15 protein-coding genes and 2 tRNA genes are annotated in these 17,359 nt (G+C 40.6%); 5 read left to right on the forward strand and 12 right to left on the reverse strand.

What is annotated here, in order from left to right; translation table 11 throughout:
- Positions 1 to 22: 22 nt before the first annotated feature.
- From C200_RS00900 to C200_RS00930, 7 genes are all read right to left on the reverse strand, one after another.
- Positions 23 to 295: an HU family DNA-binding protein gene (locus C200_RS00900; RefSeq protein WP_016209655.1), complete on the reverse strand. Its 273-nt coding sequence runs from the start codon at positions 293 to 295 to the stop codon at positions 23 to 25.
- 103 nt (positions 296 to 398) lie between these two features.
- Positions 399 to 2,831 (reverse strand): endopeptidase La, encoded by a 2,433-nt coding sequence (lon, locus tag C200_RS00905; RefSeq protein ID WP_033923635.1) that lies wholly within the window; start codon positions 2,829 to 2,831, stop codon positions 399 to 401.
- Between the two features lie 67 nt (positions 2,832 to 2,898).
- Positions 2,899 to 4,200: an ATP-dependent Clp protease ATP-binding subunit ClpX gene (gene clpX, locus C200_RS00910; protein WP_016209663.1), complete on the reverse strand. Its 1,302-nt coding sequence runs from the start codon at positions 4,198 to 4,200 to the stop codon at positions 2,899 to 2,901.
- An 81-nt stretch (positions 4,201 to 4,281) separates the two neighbouring features.
- Positions 4,282 to 4,887, reverse strand: a complete 606-nt coding sequence (gene clpP / locus C200_RS00915) for an ATP-dependent Clp endopeptidase proteolytic subunit ClpP (RefSeq protein ID WP_016209647.1) — start codon at positions 4,885 to 4,887, stop codon at positions 4,282 to 4,284.
- Between the two features lie 112 nt (positions 4,888 to 4,999).
- Positions 5,000 to 6,304 (reverse strand): trigger factor, encoded by a 1,305-nt coding sequence (gene tig, locus C200_RS00920; protein ID WP_016209645.1) that lies wholly within the window; start codon positions 6,302 to 6,304, stop codon positions 5,000 to 5,002.
- 251 nt (positions 6,305 to 6,555) lie between these two features.
- Positions 6,556 to 6,642: transfer RNA gene (locus C200_RS00925), tRNA-Leu, on the reverse strand.
- A gap of 2 nt (positions 6,643 to 6,644) precedes the next feature.
- Positions 6,645 to 6,721, reverse strand: a tRNA-Arg gene (locus tag C200_RS00930).
- A 186-nt stretch (positions 6,722 to 6,907) separates the two neighbouring features.
- Between C200_RS00930 and folD the strand changes: the two genes are divergently transcribed.
- Positions 6,908 to 7,783, forward strand: coding sequence for a bifunctional methylenetetrahydrofolate dehydrogenase/methenyltetrahydrofolate cyclohydrolase FolD (gene folD, locus C200_RS00935; protein WP_016209661.1), 876 nt, complete (start codon positions 6,908 to 6,910; stop codon positions 7,781 to 7,783).
- A 115-nt stretch (positions 7,784 to 7,898) separates the two neighbouring features.
- On the opposite strand, the gene C200_RS00940 is transcribed toward folD, so the two are convergent.
- From C200_RS00940 to C200_RS00955, 4 genes are all read right to left on the reverse strand, one after another.
- Positions 7,899 to 8,606: a M48 family metallopeptidase gene (locus tag C200_RS00940; protein WP_329936825.1), complete on the reverse strand. Its 708-nt coding sequence runs from the start codon at positions 8,604 to 8,606 to the stop codon at positions 7,899 to 7,901.
- A 140-nt stretch (positions 8,607 to 8,746) separates the two neighbouring features.
- The gene (locus C200_RS00945) at positions 8,747 to 10,102 is read right to left on the reverse strand and encodes a trans-sulfuration enzyme family protein (protein WP_016209658.1); all 1,356 of its coding nucleotides are present in this window, start codon (positions 10,100 to 10,102) and stop codon (positions 8,747 to 8,749) included.
- Between the two features lie 120 nt (positions 10,103 to 10,222).
- Entirely contained in the window at positions 10,223 to 10,954 is a 732-nt protein-coding gene (locus tag C200_RS00950; RefSeq protein ID WP_032126165.1) for an SDR family NAD(P)-dependent oxidoreductase, read from the reverse strand.
- Between the two features lie 85 nt (positions 10,955 to 11,039).
- Complete coding sequence (locus C200_RS00955; RefSeq protein ID WP_032126159.1) at positions 11,040 to 11,753, reverse strand: class II aldolase/adducin family protein; 714 nt, start codon at positions 11,751 to 11,753, stop codon at positions 11,040 to 11,042.
- 626 nt (positions 11,754 to 12,379) lie between these two features.
- Here C200_RS00955 and C200_RS00960 point away from each other — a divergent pair.
- Both C200_RS00960 and C200_RS00965 read left to right on the forward strand, forming a co-directional pair.
- Positions 12,380 to 13,654, forward strand: a complete 1,275-nt coding sequence (locus C200_RS00960) for an MFS transporter (RefSeq protein ID WP_016209651.1) — start codon at positions 12,380 to 12,382, stop codon at positions 13,652 to 13,654.
- A gap of 30 nt (positions 13,655 to 13,684) precedes the next feature.
- Positions 13,685 to 14,260: a VOC family protein gene (locus C200_RS00965; protein WP_016209646.1), complete on the forward strand. Its 576-nt coding sequence runs from the start codon at positions 13,685 to 13,687 to the stop codon at positions 14,258 to 14,260.
- A 44-nt stretch (positions 14,261 to 14,304) separates the two neighbouring features.
- Here C200_RS00965 and C200_RS00970 read toward each other — a convergent pair whose 3' ends face one another.
- Positions 14,305 to 15,270 carry an aldo/keto reductase gene (locus C200_RS00970; protein ID WP_016209649.1) on the reverse strand — a complete coding sequence of 322 codons (966 nt, stop codon included), beginning with the start codon at positions 15,268 to 15,270 and terminating at the stop codon, positions 14,305 to 14,307.
- 458 nt (positions 15,271 to 15,728) lie between these two features.
- Between C200_RS00970 and C200_RS00975 the strand changes: the two genes are divergently transcribed.
- Positions 15,729 to 16,748 (forward strand): hypothetical protein, encoded by a 1,020-nt coding sequence (locus C200_RS00975; protein ID WP_016209640.1) that lies wholly within the window; start codon positions 15,729 to 15,731, stop codon positions 16,746 to 16,748.
- Between the two features lie 418 nt (positions 16,749 to 17,166).
- A partial coding sequence (locus C200_RS00980) for a helix-turn-helix domain-containing protein (RefSeq protein ID WP_033923636.1) occupies positions 17,167 to 17,359 on the forward strand: 193 nt, incomplete at its 3' end.

A 17,359-nucleotide genomic window follows, 5' to 3' on the forward strand; every position in this document is an offset into this window, starting at 1 on the left:
GTCAGTTAATAAACAAAGTTAATTAATTCACTGCATCTTTAAGCGCTTTACCCGCTTTAAAGTTAGGTACTTTTGCTGCTTTAATTTGAATCTCTTCACCTGTACGTGGGTTACGACCTGTACGTGCAGCACGCTCTTTCACTGCAAATGAACCAAAGCCAACCAAAGTAATTTGATCGCCTTTTTTTAATGTCTCTGTAATTGCATCCAATGTTGCATCCAGTGCTTTAGAAGCATCTTGCTTAGTTAAATCTGCACTTGCTGCGATACTTTGGATTAATTCGTTCTTATTCACAGGTATTCCCCTTATCTCTTTCTAATTTTATATTGAGTACACTTTAAATTTAAACCCTTGGCATGGAGGTTTTATACCAAGGGCAGCTAAAGGCTGTCAAGCGCTAATGCTTGCGAACCCCCGGTTGCCCCTCTGTTGAACGCGCCCTTGAAGATGCAATCAACCGCGTCAAATCCCCTGGAGACTCTGTTAAAGCAACCTTGAGCACATCTTCAATCCAGCGCACTGGCTGTACATCAAGGTCTTTTAAAATATTCTCCGGAATTTCTTTTAACTCACGACGGTTTTCCTCTGGAATCAAGACGGTACGAATTCCACCACGGTGTGCTGCCAGTAACTTTTCTTTTAAGCCACCGATTGGTAAAACCTCACCTCTTAAGGTAATCTCACCGGTCATAGCGACATCCGAACGTACAGGAATACTGGTATACACAGAGACCAGTGCGGTACACATGCCGATACCAGCACTTGGACCATCTTTTGGTGTTGCGCCCTCTGGAACGTGAATATGCACATCTAACTTCTCAAAGCTTTCCTCTGGAATCGACAACATTTCAGCACGACTGCGCACCACCGTCACTGCCGTTTGAATTGACTCTTGCATCACATCACCAAGCTTACCCGTGCGCTGCACTTTGCCCTTACCCTTAGTCGTGGCTGCTTCAATTGTTAGCAGCTCACCACCAACTTCAGTCCAGGCCAGGCCGGTTACTAAACCCACTTGGTCTTTTTCTTCAGCCTCACCATAACGATAACGCTGTACGCCCAAGTAATCCTCTAGCTCTTTTGCCGTTAGCTTTAAGGTTTCTTTATCTTCACGCTTGAGCAAAATCTGCTTCACTACTTTACGGCAGACTTTAGAAATTTCCCGCTCTAAAGAACGCACACCTGCCTCTCGCGTATAGTGACGAATGATACTAATTAGCGCTTCATCTTCAACCGCGAGCTCATTTTTTTTCAAACCATTGGCTTTAATTTGCTTCGGTAATAAATAACGTTTAGCAATATTGAGCTTTTCATCTTCGGTATAGCCGGGTATCCGAATCACTTCCATACGGTCTAATAACGGCCCTGGAATATTTAAAGAATTTGCCGTTGCAATAAACATTACATCCGAAAGGTCATAGTCTACTTCTAGATAGTGATCATTAAACGTATGGTTTTGCTCTGGATCTAACACCTCTAATAGGGCAGATGCTGGATCACCACGGAAATCCTGCGCCATCTTGTCAATTTCATCCAGCAAGAAGAGTGGGTTTTTTACTTCAGCCTTAGACAACTTTTGAATGATTTTCCCCGGCATAGAGCCAATATAAGTACGACGATGCCCTCGAATCTCAGCCTCATCACGCACGCCTCCTAAAGCCATCCGTAAGAACTTACGATTCGTTGCCTTAGCAATAGATTGCCCCAACGATGTTTTGCCCACCCCAGGCGGACCAACTAAGCACAAGACAGGGCCTTTTAATTTTTTAACACGTTTTTGTACAGCCAGATACTCTAAAATACGCTCTTTTACTTCCTCAAGACCGTAATGATCGGCCTCCAGAACATCTTCAGCTTTTGATAAATCGCTGCGTGTTTTCGAACGTTTTTTCCAAGGCACTGAAATCAATGCATCGATATAATTACGGCAAACCGTTGCTTCTGAGGACATGGGCGACATATTTTTTAGTTTACTAAGCTCAGACATGGCTTTATCATGCGCTTCTTCGGTCATCCCCGACTCTTTGATACGCTTTTCTAACTCATCAAGCTCATTACCACCGTCTTCAAGATCACCCAACTCCTTTTGAATCGCTTTCATCTGCTCATTTAGATAATACTCACGCTGGCTTTTTTCCATCTGACGCTTAACACGGCCACGAATACGCTTTTCAACTTGTAGCAAATCGATTTCAAATTCAAGCAAAGCCATCAATTGTTCTAGCCGTTCACGCAGGTTCGCCTGCTCAAGCAACTTTTGACGATCTTCTGTTTTCAACGATAAGTGGGCAGCAATTGAATCTGCCAGACGTGAAGGATCTTCAGTGCCCGCCATAGAAGACAGCACCTCAGGAGGAATTTTCTTATTCAATTTAACATATTGCTCAAACTGAGAAATTAGTGAACGCCCAAGCACTTCTAACTCACGCTCGCCAACACCCTCTTCCTCCAGCAAAGACACCTGCGCTGTATGAATCTCATCAACTTCTATAAATTCATCAAGGTGCGCTCGATACTCTCCCTCAACAAGAACTTTTAAAGTACCATCAGGCAGTTTTAATAACTGTAATACCGTTGCAACTGTACCAATTACAAATAACCCCTCTTGCCCTGGATCATCCTGCTTAGCATCACGTTGTGCAACTAAAAAGACCTTCTGGTCCTTTGCCATCGCCACCTCTAGTGCTTTAATCGAACGCGTGCGCCCAACAAATAAAGGCATGACGGTATGCGGATAAACCACCACATCACGCAAAGGAAGCAAAGGCAATGTCAATAGTGCTTCAGTTGATTTTAACTCAGTGACCATTTCATCTTTTTCTTCTGGCATAGCTAGCCTCTCTTTCAATACTTATCGTTATTTAGAGAGGAAGAGGTCTTCCTCAGCGCCCCCATAGTTACTGCTGGCCGGCACGTTGTTGTTGCTGATCGTTGTCATTACTCTCTTCATAGACAATTAAAGGTTCAGACTGACCTTCAATCACAGACTGGTCAACAACAATCGTTTTCGCCTCTTCCTGTGAAGGAATTTCATACATCGTATTTAATAGCACTTGTTCAAGCACAGAGCGTAGCCCACGAGCCCCCGCTTTGCGTTCAATCGACTTACGTGCGATTGCACGCAAGGCATCATCACGCAAATCAAGCTCCACGCCTTCCATCTCGAACAAACGTTTATACTGTTTTACTAGCGAGTTTTTCGGCTCTTTTAACACCCGAACCAAGGCATCTTCATCCAACTCACGCAAAACCGCGGTCACAGGCAGTCGGCCAATGAACTCTGGAATTAAACCAAACTTCATTAAATCTTCAGGTTCAACACTTTGCAAAACATCAGATGTATTTTTTGTCTCGTCCTTACCACGAACTTCTGCTGAAAAGCCAATGCCTCCTTTTTCAGAACGCTCACGAATTACTTTTTCCAGGCCATCAAAAGCCCCCCCACAGATAAAAAGGATATTTGCAGTATCAACCTGCAAAAATTCTTGCTGAGGGTGTTTTCTGCCTCCTTGTGGCGGAACAGAGGCGACCGTACCTTCTATCAATTTCAATAATGCCTGCTGCACCCCTTCCCCAGACACATCACGTGTAATCGACGGATTATCAGACTTGCGTGAGATCTTATCAATCTCATCGATGTAAACAATGCCTTTTTGCGCTTTTTCTACATCATAGTCACACTTTTGCAGCAATTTCTGGATAATATTCTCAACGTCCTCACCAACATAGCCAGCCTCTGTCAATGTCGTTGCATCAGCAATGGTAAAAGGCACATCCAACAAGCGAGCTAAAGTTTGTGCAAGTAAGGTCTTACCGCAACCGGTTGGTCCTACAAGCAAGATATTACTCTTACTCAGTTCGACATCATCCGCTTTTACTTCTCCGCCTCCTGGCATCAGACGCTTATAATGATTATACACGGCAACAGCCAACACTTTTTTAGCTTGCTTTTGGCCGATCACATACTCATCTAGCACCTGCTTAATTTCACGAGGGGTAGGTAACTGACTGGGCTCTTCAGAAGTTTCACCTTCTTTTAGCTCTTCACGGACGATATCACCACATAAAGACACACATTCATCACAAATATAAACAGAAGGGCCGGCAATTAATTTACGGACCTCATGCTGGCTTTTTCCACAAAAAGAACAATACAGGAGTTTGCTGCTCTCATCTCGTCCGTTTTTCTCATCACTCATGTACTAACCTCGTTTTAACAATCTTTGCTCTTATTTTTAAACATGGCGCCCTGACCATGCTTTTTCAAGAAACTAGAGCCTTTAGGCGGTAATACCCCGCTCAGCAACAACCTGATCAATTAGGCCATAAGATTTAGCATCATCAGCGCTCATAAAGTTATCACGCTCAGTATCTTTACAAACCTTACTATAATCTTGGCCAGTATGCTTGGCCATTAAACGATTCAGACGCTCTTTTGTCTCTAGAATATTATTTGCATGAATCTCAATATCTGTCGCCTGGCCCTGAATACCGCCTAAAGGCTGATGAATCATCACTGAGGAGTTCGGCAAACAAAAGCGCTTACCTTTCTCACCCGCAGTTAATAAAAATGCCCCCATACTACAGGCTTGACCAACACATAACGTACTAACGTTGGGCTTAATAAACTGCATCGTATCATAAATGGACATTCCCGCCGTCACAGATCCACCTGGCGAATTAATATACAAAGAAATATCTTTATCTGGATTCTCAGCTTCTAAAAATAATAATTGGGCAACGACTAAATTGGCCATATGGTCTTCAACCTGGCCCACTAAAAAAATAATACGCTCTTTTAATAAACGTGAGTAAATATCAAATGAACGCTCGCCACGTGAGGTCTGTTCGACAACCATTGGCACTAAATTTGCTGAAATTGACATTGTGTTTTTGCCCCTCTAGTTTTCCGCAAAAAGAAAAATCGCTGCAACCTTTTCTTAAGTATAAAAAAACATTGCAACGATTAACACATACAATGTGAGATTAGGCGTGAAATTAAGCCGCAGCTGTACTCATCACCTCAGCAAAAGTCACGTTTTTCTCTGTTACATGCGCATCTTCAAGTAAAGCATCGACCACTTGGTCTTCCATAACAATCGCTTCAACTTCAGCTAATTTTTCTTTGCTATTGTAATAATAATCAATGACTGATTGAGGCTGTTCATAGGCCGCTGCTAATTTTTCAACCATCGCTTTAACACGCTCTGCATCAGGTTTTAGCTCTTTTTTCTCAATCACTTCAGCCACCAACAAACCTAATAAGACACGGCGCGTGGCCTGTTCCTCAAACATTGAGGCAGGAAAATCTGGTGCTTTAGCGCCTTGCATTTGGCCATACTGTTTTTGCATTTGCTGCTGCAAACGGCCAACCTCAGCATCGATTAATGTTTTTGGCAAATCAACGCTATTTTTCTCAACTAATAAGTCAAGGATCTCAGTTTTATTTTTATTTTGCACAGAAAGATCAAGCTCACGCTGCATCGTTGTCCGCAATTCCTCACGCAAGGCCTCAACCGTTTCACCATTCACTTCTAAACGTTTAGCAAAATCGTCATTAATTTCTGGCAGTTCAGGCGCTTCGATACCATTCACTTTAACGGTAAATTCAGCAGGTTGCCCAGCAAGGTCAGAGACCTGGTAATTCTCAGGGAAAGCAACATTAATCACACGCTCTTCTGCTAATTTCATTCCCATGATGCCATCTTCAAAGCCTGGAATCATCATACCCGAGCCTAACACTAAGCTAAAGTTCTCAGAGGAGCCGCCCGCAAAAGTCTCACCGTCTTTACGACCTTCAAAATCAATCGCTAAGCGATCGCCATCTTGTGCTTCACGCTCAACACTTACCCAATTACAGTGCTGTTTACGTAACGTTTCTAGCATATTATCAACGTCTTTATCCTCAACCAGACCCACCGCTTTTTCTACTTCAGCGCCAACCAAGTCGATAAGCTCCACTTTAGGCATCACTTCAAAAATCGCCTGAAAAGAAAATTCTTCTTTCTCTGCTTCTTTAGCCAACTCAAAACGCGGATAACCGGCTGGATGTAATTCTTCTTGTTGAATCGCCTCATAAAAACTCGACTGCATCACTTCAGAAGCAACTTCTTGATACACACTCGCACCATAACGTGATTTTACCACTGCAAAGGGTACTTTACCTGGACGAAAGCCATCCATTTTTGCTGTAAGGCCTATTTTTTTTAATCGTTTATCCACTTCACCATTGATTCTGGTCGCAGGAACTGCAATATCCAATCGACGTTCTAACCCTTCACCTGCTTCTACCGCAACACGCATCTTCATCACCTCTATTTCAATAAATCTCTAATATTCTTGTAATAATGACCAAAGTCTAAACTCTCGCAGTCTACGGATTGTCCCAAGACTTGTCTAGCCCAACCTAATCCGGTTGCGTCAAATTTTAACTAAAAGTAAGGATTGCAGCAAAGTTTTTCAAGGGGGAGGTAGCAAATTTATCAGATCTGAAGAATACCGACCAATACAAATTAAATAACAATAATATCTAAAAGCATGTTAAAAAATAGAGCTGGTGCGAATGGAGAGACTCGAACTCTCACAGGGTTACCCCCACTGGCACCTGAAGCCAGCACGTCTACCAATTCCGCCACACTCGCAATGGCGCGCCTGGTAGGATTCGAACCCACTACCCTCGGCTTAGAAGGCCGATGCTCTATCCGTATGAGCTACAGGCGCATAAGATACTAACGTTAAGAAAACGCTAGACATTCTAGGCTAATAAGCCCATGTAGGTCAAGCACCTACTCACACAATTACCAATAAAGTTTTTTATTTAAAGGCTGACGTGATGCATACAATATGAGAAAATGCAGCCTCTTTCATAGCACCTGAACATCTTTAAACAGCATTGAGGTTTATATCATGGCCAAGATCATCGATGGCAAACAAATCGCCGAGGACGTCCGTACTACCCTTGCCAAGCGCATAAACCAACGACTCGGCCAAGGGCTACGTGCCCCAGGATTGGCCGTTATCCTCATTGGCAGTGACCCCGCCTCTGAAGTCTATGTCAACAACAAGAAAAAAGCCTGTGATGCCGTTGGCATACTCTCAAAAGAATATCGTTTGAGCACAAAAACCTCAGAGCAAGAGCTCACTACACTCATTCAACAGCTCAATACCGACCCCATGATCGACGGCATCTTAATCCAACTCCCCTTACCAAACCACATTAATTCAGATGCAATTTTAGAGTTAATCCATCCCGACAAAGATGTCGATGGCTTTCACCCTTACAACCTCGGCCGCCTAACCCAAAAACGCCCCCTATTGCGCCCTTGCACGCCCTATGGTGTGGTTACTTTACTGAAAAAAACCCTCGGTGAGTCCTTACATGGCCTACATGCCGTGGTTGTCGGTGCCTCTAACCTGGTGGGCCGTCCTATGAGTCTGGAGCTACTTCTTGCTGGCTGTACTGTCACCACCTGCCATCGTTTTACCAAAGACCTACAAACCCAAGTCGGTCGCGCCGACATACTCGTCGTCGCGGTTGGTAAACCTGAATTTATTCCTGGGCAATGGATTAAATCTGGAGCAACCGTCATTGATGTTGGGATCAACCGCCTAGAAGATGGCCGCCTAGTGGGTGATGTTGACTTTAACCGTGCTTTGGAACAAGCCGCTCATATTACCCCTGTACCCGGTGGTGTTGGGCCGATGACCGTGACGACCCTACTCGAAAATACCCTGTATGCGTGTGAAAATTTGCATAGTACAAACACATCAGTCCCAAAATAAACCAAGCCTAATAAGCCTAATCTAGATCAGATGTTATTTTGCTTTATTAATATAACCCCTGATCTAAAGCAACCGACTTTAATTAATTTTTATTTCAGCTTTTTGCCCTGAATATTTAATACTTCATACTTAAGCGAGATAATAGCTGGCTCTGCTCTTGCCAATCTGGATAAAGCTTAGTGAGAAAATTAAAAAAGCGTTTATTATGCCTAAGCTCACGCACATGACATAATTCATGACAAATAATCATATCCAAACAACGTTGCGGATAGCGAATCAACTCTAAATTTAAGTTAATCCGCCCCCGTGTTGAATAACTCCCCCAGCGGCTTTTCAAGCGTTTAATCACAACGTTTAAACTTAACTCCCAATCTATTATTAACTTTTCTTGTGCTTGCTTTAACCAGTAATCATAGCGAGCACTAAACACTCTTGTTGCTTGCTGACGATACCACTGATATAAAGCAGACTCAGGATTACTTAAGGCATGCACCCCCAAATAAAGCACTCGTTTATCGTCGCGGCTCTGACTTTTATTATTTTTATTTATTATCAAATCATTACGGCGTGAAGAATAAACCCTTAATTGATAAGACCGGCCAAGAAAGTAATGCACTTCATTCGTTATATACTGGTAATCAACTTTAGTATAAAGATCAGCAAATTCTGTTTGCCTTTGCTTTATCCAAGCTGCGCGATCTTGAATAAATGCATTAATTTCTTGCCAAGGTGTACCAATAGGAGCCCTAACCTCAATTTCTTGCTGGTAATTAACAGATAAGCTCAGGGTCTTACGATGACAAAAACAGATATGATATTTAATACCACACTCACTTAAATTTTAAAGCAGTACAATAACAGCAATTTAAGCAAAGTATGGCAGTTTATTCACTTTATACAAAAACGGGTAAAAAAAGCTTAGAACATATTAAGAATAAAACTAAGCAAATACCCTAACTCTCACTATGATAAAGCTTGTTCTAAGTCATTTATAATATCTTGTGGATTCTCAAGGCCAATAGATAAGCGGATTAAATTACTTGGAATACTTGCCAACTCTCGTCCTGTGTCACCTTGCTGCTGATGCGTTGAAATCGCGGGAATATTAGCAACACTCTTAACTCGCCCAAGATCCAACGCCCGTGAAACAACACCAAGGCGATTCAGTGTCTCACACGCAGACAGATGCCCACCTTTAACACAAAACGACAATAATCCACCGTGACTGGATTCATCGCTATCAACCAGCTGCATCAACTCCTCGGCCAACCCATACTGAGGGTGAGACTTCAGCCCAGGATACAAGACTTTCTCAACACCCGCGTGACTCTCTAAGAATGCTGCTACTTTTAAGGCCGAGGATGACATTTGCCAAGTACGAGAGCGTAAGCTCCGCACTTCAGAAAGCGTAATAATTGCCTGTAATGGTGAAATGCACGAGCCATTATCACGATGAGGTTCTAATTTTACATAAGTCGCATAATCATTTTTAACCTCATCACTCAAATAATAGCCACGAATATTTGGCCGGCTCAGTAACACACCACCGATGCTCAAGCCCGAAGCTGTCATCGATTTACTCAGTGAATGAATAACAATGTCCGCCCCCCAGGCTAAGGGCCTGAACAGCGCAGGGGTTGCCAATGTTGCATCAACAACCAACGGAATATCATACTGATCACACAATGTGGCAAGAGCTTTAATATCGCAGAGAGTCACATTTGGGTTAGAAGGCACTTCGATATAAACAAACCGAGTATATTTATCAATTTTTTCTTCCCACTCGCTGATATTAGCCCAAGGCGCAGCCCAACGTACCTGACAGCCTTTCTCTTTCTGGCGCACAGAAAACTGCTGAAACGTACCACCATAGACATGACTGGAACTAACAAAATTAAACGGAGCATTCCATTCCTGCTCTTTACGCACTAACAAAGGCTCTATCGCCGCCACTATCGCTGCCATGCCAGAAGAAGTAGTACAGGCCGACGCAACAAACTCACAGCCATAAGACTCTAATAGTCCCAAGGTTGCCTCTAAGTAATATAAACTTGGGTTACTAATACGGCTATACACCCAACGTGGAATCTTATACTCCACCGCCGCAAGCATTTCTTTATCATCAGCAAAACTTTGCGCTGAGGTTAAATATACCGGCTCTATCAATGAACCTTGATTATTTGCTAAGGCTTCTTCTGTCGTATAAATCCCTCGCGTTGCAACCGTATCAAAACTCCAGCTTTTTGCCTGAGCAATCGCTTTATTTACGCCTTGCATATATTCTTGTGCTCTAGCAACATGATCTGTTGACGTTTGCATGATTAATATCCTTATCTTCTTGCTTAATCGTTTGTTTCTTCGTTCTCTTTTACATACTCGACTGTATGAAGACAGACAAACACTGTCAAGGCAAGGCGCAGCAATCGTCCATATAATCACTTAACGCGTGGTATAACCACCATCAATCACCTGCAAACTGCCCGTAATATAAGCAGCCTTTTCACTGGCAAGAAAATAAACCAACTCAGCCACCTCCTCTGGTCGACCAATACGACCTAAAGGCTGTAAAGCCGCTTCTTCTTGATGCACTTGTGTCAGATCTGCGCCAGTACGATGACAATAGTTATCAATCGCCTGATGGTACAATGGTGTTTCTATCGTTCCTGCACACACTGCATTCACACGTACATTAAACTTTGCATAATCTAATGCAGTCGTTCGAGCCAAAGAGGCAATTGCCGCTTTGCTCATTCCATACAAGCTGGAATTCGGTTTACCAACAAAAGCTTGCTCTGACGAGAGCAAAACAATATTACCTGATTTTTGCTGCCTCATCTGTGCAATAACCGCTTGCACGCTAAAAAACGTCCCTTTTACATTAATGTCCATCACCCGCTGATAATCAGCTTCTGCACTATTTTCAATCGTTGCAGAAAAATGAACCCCCGCATTAGACACTAGAATATCAACTCGCCCCTCTTGCCGAATCACCTCATGAATAGCGCGACTCACTTGCTGACTGTCAGACACATCGCAACCTAAATAACGACCAGACTCTCCAGCCTGTAAGTCTAAATTATAGACAATCGCTTTTTTTTGAAGAAACTTTTTCACAACAGCCAACCCTATTCCCATAGAACCACCTGTCACGACCACAACATGATCTTGCATTGCCACCTAAGCTATCCCTTTACTTTTACTGCTACTACATTATTCTGATACCTAAATTTAAGGTATAAAATACCCTATGACCAGATTAATTACGATAACTATCATCAATTCGATCCAATTTACGCAATAATGCGTCAAAAACCATCTGAGGCTTACACACTTCTTTAAATTGCCGTGCAGTTAATAAACAATCTTGATGAGAAATCGGTACAATTGCCTTGCCAGCAGACAAAGTTTTAATCTGTAATTCACAGGCTTTTTCAAGGTAATACATATAATAAAACGCTTCAACGATTGAAGAGCCTACGGCAAGCAAACCATGATTTTTAAAAATCATAACCGGTTTATCGGTCAACGCACTCGCAATTGGCGCTCGCTCATCAACATTAAACGCTAACCCCGCAAACTCATGATAAGCAACCTGTTCATAAAAACGCAAGCAATGCTGATTAGTAAACAGCAAGCCACACTCCAGTGATGATACTGCTGTTCCATATATACTATGGGTATGAATCGCAGCTCGATTGTGCGGGTTAGCATCATATACCGCATTATGAATGGTCACCCCAGCACCAACCACAGAATACCCCGACTCACCAATGGCATAACCCTCACGATCAATACGCACAATATCTGATGCTCTAATCTCATCAAATAACAAGCCATACGGCGTTGCAAGCATTTGGTCAGACTCTGGCAGATAAATCGTTAAATGCGTAGAAACAAGATCCTCCCAACCAAACAGGGCAAGCAAACGATGTGCTGCTGCAAGCTGTATTCTTAATTCTTTCTCTGTCATCACCCGCCCCTTAATCTTTAGAATCGCCTTTATTCTTTCAATACCTAGTTTTTTAGCTACAGCACCTCAACGCGTAAATACACGTCAAGGGATAAAGCGGTCGCATTTTCTCTAATCAAAAAGTTACGAAGAGCATTTCATTAAATACAAAACATTCTATAAATATCAAAAAAATATACAAAATTAAAATATAATACTATAAATACACTTTAATTATAATTTAACTCTTAAATTAAACAAAAAATGAATATTAAAAATAAAAACCCATAAAAAATTAAATAATAACTGAATTATTCTATAAAAGTTAAAAGCCAGCAATATCAATCAGTAACATATATTTTATCAAACTTGACTTTTATTACTGTCTATTTATCATGTACGGATTCGACACTACAATTTATACAGTTTTTATGCAGATCTTATGCAATTGAATTTTTTTCTCTGCGTTATATCCGTATTTTCAGTCAAATTGCCCATACTCTTACGTACAGAGTTATTTTACACTAACCCTAAGCTGCACCTGCGTGCACGACGCCTTAAACGATAACTATAGCTATTACGCAATTACGACATGCAACCAACCAGCCAAAGTAAATTGAGCAAAACGAGAATACAGCACACGATTTATGCGCAATCTTTCTAACACTTCAAAAGCCCACTCCCCCGTACTCATTAGCTTAATTGCTGGTGTCGAGTATTATGACTTTGCAATACTTGCCATCCTCGCACCTTCACTTAGTCGCGTTTTTTTTCCTAACTTACACCTAAGTATTGACCCACTCTTTGCAATCTATGCCATAGGTGCCCTTTTTCGCCCAGTAGGCAGTATCATGTGGGGACACTTCGCCGACCGTTACGGTAGAAAAAAAACACTCATTACTACATCGTTTATTATGATCTTTTCAACATTATGTATCAGTATTTTACCCAATGGACACCAAGCACCGATCTTTAGCCCTATTGCTTTACTCACATTACGCTGCCTACAAGGAGTGTCCTTAGGAGGTGATGCATCTAGTGCAGCCGTACTAATCGCTGAAACCGTCTCCAATAAAAAGCGTGGCTTTTATGTCAGCTTTGTTTTTGCAATGAACTCTCTCGGCTCGTTGCTTGCCGCTGCCATGGCTTATTTGCTGCTAAAAATAACACCCGCCAATGTTATGCTCGAGTGGGGTTGGCGAATTCCGTTTGTCTTTGGCGCCTTCCTATTAATTATCTGCCTTATCTTTAGAAGTGGCGTCCTCGAATCAACAATCTTCGAAAAGAACCCACAAAGATACCGTTTACCAGTGTCAGCACTTTTTAAGCACCACAGCCCACAAGTATTTATCGGTATCTGCTTAGGCTTTCTTGGCAACAGCTTAGTCGGCCTGAGTTTCTCTTTTCCAACACTGGCCACCAATCAAGGTTTTCCAACCAGCCAATCATCCTTAGCCTACACCATTGCCACCTTATATTTAACGGTACTCTACCCTATCGCTGGCTATTTCTCTGATATTATCGGCAGGCAACGCCTACTCACTATTATTTCCATCTTGACATTAATTAGCAGTATTTTCATTTTCCAGCTGATGAACATACAAACCACGCTAGCTATTACCTTATTTATGATTATTATTGACACGTTTATGGCCATTACCATCTCCAGTGCTCAATGTGCCTACTCCGAACTCTTTCCAACACCCGTTCGAGTCACTGGCGTCGGCATTGTTGATAGTATGAGCAGTAGTATCGGTGGCATGATGCCCCTTCTTTGCAATATTGCCATATCACTATTTCATAATAATTCTGCACCCGCTTACATTCTCACCATCGCCGCATCAGCCACTTGCTTAGCCGCACTGATGCTACATGATCAAACCGGACGCCCTCTTACTTTTGATGAACACTCAACTGTTTAATTAAAAAACCAACAAGGAGACTAATCAATCATGATTAAATGCCAAGGACTCGCACACATCAATATCGTTGTTGATGATATCAATACTGCTATTTCATTTTACCAAGAAGCACTTGGAATGGAGCTATTAAGGCTCTATCCAAACTTTAAAAACATTGGTTTTGCTAAATCAGCAGGTTTCATAGAAGATGCGGAAAAAGTCAATCTTGATATGGCAATCTTAAAAATCAATACCACTAGCCAGCCTATTTTTATTGAACTGATGCAATATCATTACCCACAAAGCGATGACTATCGTAGTATTGGCAACACCAATGACATCGCTGGGGTCAGACATATTGCCCTAACAGTTGAAAACATCGAGCAAGCGTTTCGCTATCTACAGACTATTCCAAATGTCTCTATGATTACCGATCATCCACAATATCAACCTTATCAACTTAGCCCTATTCATCCAGGTAATTTTCTTATCTGCAACGATAGCCAAAAAGAAAACAATCTAGCAGAAAAAAGCAAAATATGTGACGCGGTTACACATATCAAATACTTTTACTTTCTTGACCCATATGGCGTTCAATGGGAGCTTGAACAAGCTGAAGCAATCTGACTCACCCTAATTGGCAGATTGCTTAAAGCAAAAATTTTATTACATTAACACCAAAATGTATCCGCAACATAAGGGGAGCCATCACAGGTCCATGTGCTCCCCACATAATACCGGTAAGCTCGATCTAATTCATTAATAACCGCAATATCACTGTGTTCTAACTTCAAAGCATCAATCACCGCTAAATTTTCTTGCATTCTCATCACATTCAATGACTTTGGAATCACTGAAACACCACGTTGTAACTGCCATTGCAAAATCACTTGAGCCACCGTCAGCGAATATTTTTTTGCAATATCACGAATGCTAGTATTAGCCAATACAGTAACAGCAGGCTCATCTTGTTCTTTAAAGTGCTCAGGGCGGCCGCCTGACCCTAACGGAGCATAAGCGGTCACATGTATATTATGACTCTGACAAAACTTCATTAAATCGTGTTGCACTAAATACGGATGGCTTTCAACTTGATTCACCACAGGCGGTATACTCACCTGTGATTGCAACATCTTAAGTTTAGAAATAGAAAAATTAGAAACGCCAAGGTTCTTTACTAGGCCCTGCTTCACCAGCTCTTCCATCGCTTGCCATGTTGCAGTCAGCGGCACTTGCTCTAAAGATAAAAAACCATCTGCAGTTTCAGCTATGTTCAAGCCCACAGTAGACTTTAATGCTACAGGCCAATGCATTAAATATAAATCCAGATAATCGAGCTGCAAATCAAACAAGGATTTTTTTAGTGCTCCCACCACCTTTTCTGGTTCATGAAAACTATTCCATAATTTAGATGTTACCCATAACTCATCTCGGCTTAAAAGCCTTGACCCTAAGCTATCTTTTAAAGATTGCCCCACCGCTTTTTCATTTAAATAGATCGGTGCGCAATCAATATGACGATAACCGCATTCAAGCGCCTGCTTCACTGATGCAAAGACCTCAGCATCACTTGCTAACCATGTTCCCAGACCTACTCCAGGTACTTTATCTCCATTAGATAATTCAAAATTTAACATAAAAAACCTTCTCAACCCATGAGGTATTCCATTATTATTTTTAATAATTCCACAAACTAAACAAAGATAGCTAAAATTTACCCACCCTTTATTTTTCTTTTTATCTATGGCTAATTAATATTGCCAATTAAAGTCAAAAAGATTATCTTTCTAACCATCTATCTATTGATAAATGTAAACAATCAAGAAACATCAAAATAAAGCAGAGGCGATTGCTATTATACTTAAAGTGCCATGATATAAAGTAACTCCTTTTAAAATGATATCCACCGAACCGCAATATCACTATATCATGAAATAAAAATTAACATAATACTATACATAATTTTACAAAAAAACAAAATAAAAGTTGCTATGGATTTTTTATGTTTTTGGAATATATTAAATGTAGTTTACACTTACTTTATTTTCACTTAAAATATTAATAAAAAATATAATTTTGATTATAGGTAAGATATATGCCATCTTTTAATGACATCCTAAATCAATATTTACTACACTTTAAAAAATATTTCTTAGATCTTGACCTGAGCCTCAACCATAGAACGTCTATCCTGTCTTCTCAAGGCACTACCCCAAACTTTCAAGAGATTGCCAAACTTTTCAGCGATGGAGAAATTGAAAAAGAATTTGAGTCTTTACAAAATAAATTAAATAGATACCCTGATACAAGCCATCTTGAATTATATATTAAATTTAATGATTTTTTTAAATCAAAAACTGATCATAGCCTCGAAAGTGAAAGGGTCATTGGCTTTTTCAAAGATAGAAATGAAAGCATTGCCGGCAAAAAATTACTCGAAATTGTTTTTTTAGAATCAATAAGCTTTGCCGCCTCTGCAGACCTACAAGAATCCTTTAACGCAGAGCTTAAAAGTGCGATCAACATTACAGCTGAAGAAGATAATGATTCATTTTATGAATTAATAAAAGAGCAATTTAAAGAAGCCAGCACCTATCCGTTAAGCCGCTTTAATCTATCTTACCATCCCAAAGCATTTGAACAATTAGATCAGCTAGGATTAGGTGATCAATCAAACTGTATTCTAGAACTACTAGGACACCCACCGCAATTGATTAACATTGAAGGCATAAGCAATCAAGTTAAGGAAATATTTGAAAATGCCAAAAAAAGCATACCAACTGAAATCGAAAGCACACAACAAAATTTAATAGCAGCCTGCTATGAAAAATATCAGGCTAATGTAATAGGTTTAATTTTCAACTTTTTTATACCTAAAGAAAAAAATCAAGAAGATTTAGAACTGCAATTATTCATATATGAAAATGAATTTCTATCTTCTTCTAATTTTGCAAACCATGGTACTCAGTTTGAAAGCTTTTGCCCTAAAATTCTCGAAATAATAAAAGCGAGCAATAAAGAACACATTCAAGAAAGTGATTCACAACTATTTTTTAGTCAACAGAAAGAAAAAACAACTTTTGATTCTAGTGCATCAGCACGCTATAACCAATAGCACAAACCATTAGATTAAATTTAATTAATCAAGAAAAAGTTATAGTTTTGGAGGCTGATGCCTAGTTAAAGTTATTTAAGGTAACTGTTTATGCTCAGCCAACAACACTACAACTTAACTCTAATATTTATTTAGTATATTTATCAGGCTGCACTTATACACCCAATATTGCAATAAAATTAATTCTAGGCACGACCTATAAATATTATTAACAAAATATTAAATGTTAACTTACACATGTAAAAAAGTTAATAATATTACAATAAAATATTTACAATAAAAAATATATATTTATAATAATAAAGTGGAGGTTAAGTCATTCCCTTCGCCCTCCGTCATCTGAAGTGCAACACTCAGTAGAGAGTTCATATTCATACAGATAAACTCTCTAGTTCGCCTTTTGACTTAGAGGGTAGAGATGGTTTATCGGCACTTAAATGAAAAAGATCGTTTTTATATCGAACAACGGTTATCAGAGGGAGACTCGCTCAGATCAATTGCTAGAGCACTTGGCTTTTCTCCTAGCACGATTAGCCGTGAGATTAAACTGGCACACCCCAATTCGATTTTAAAGGTCTTTATGTCACCGGCTTACTCTCGCTGCGCACAGA

This window comes from Piscirickettsia salmonis LF-89 = ATCC VR-1361, assembly GCF_000297215.2.
GTDB classification, from domain to species: Bacteria; Pseudomonadota; Gammaproteobacteria; order Piscirickettsiales; family Piscirickettsiaceae; genus Piscirickettsia; species Piscirickettsia salmonis.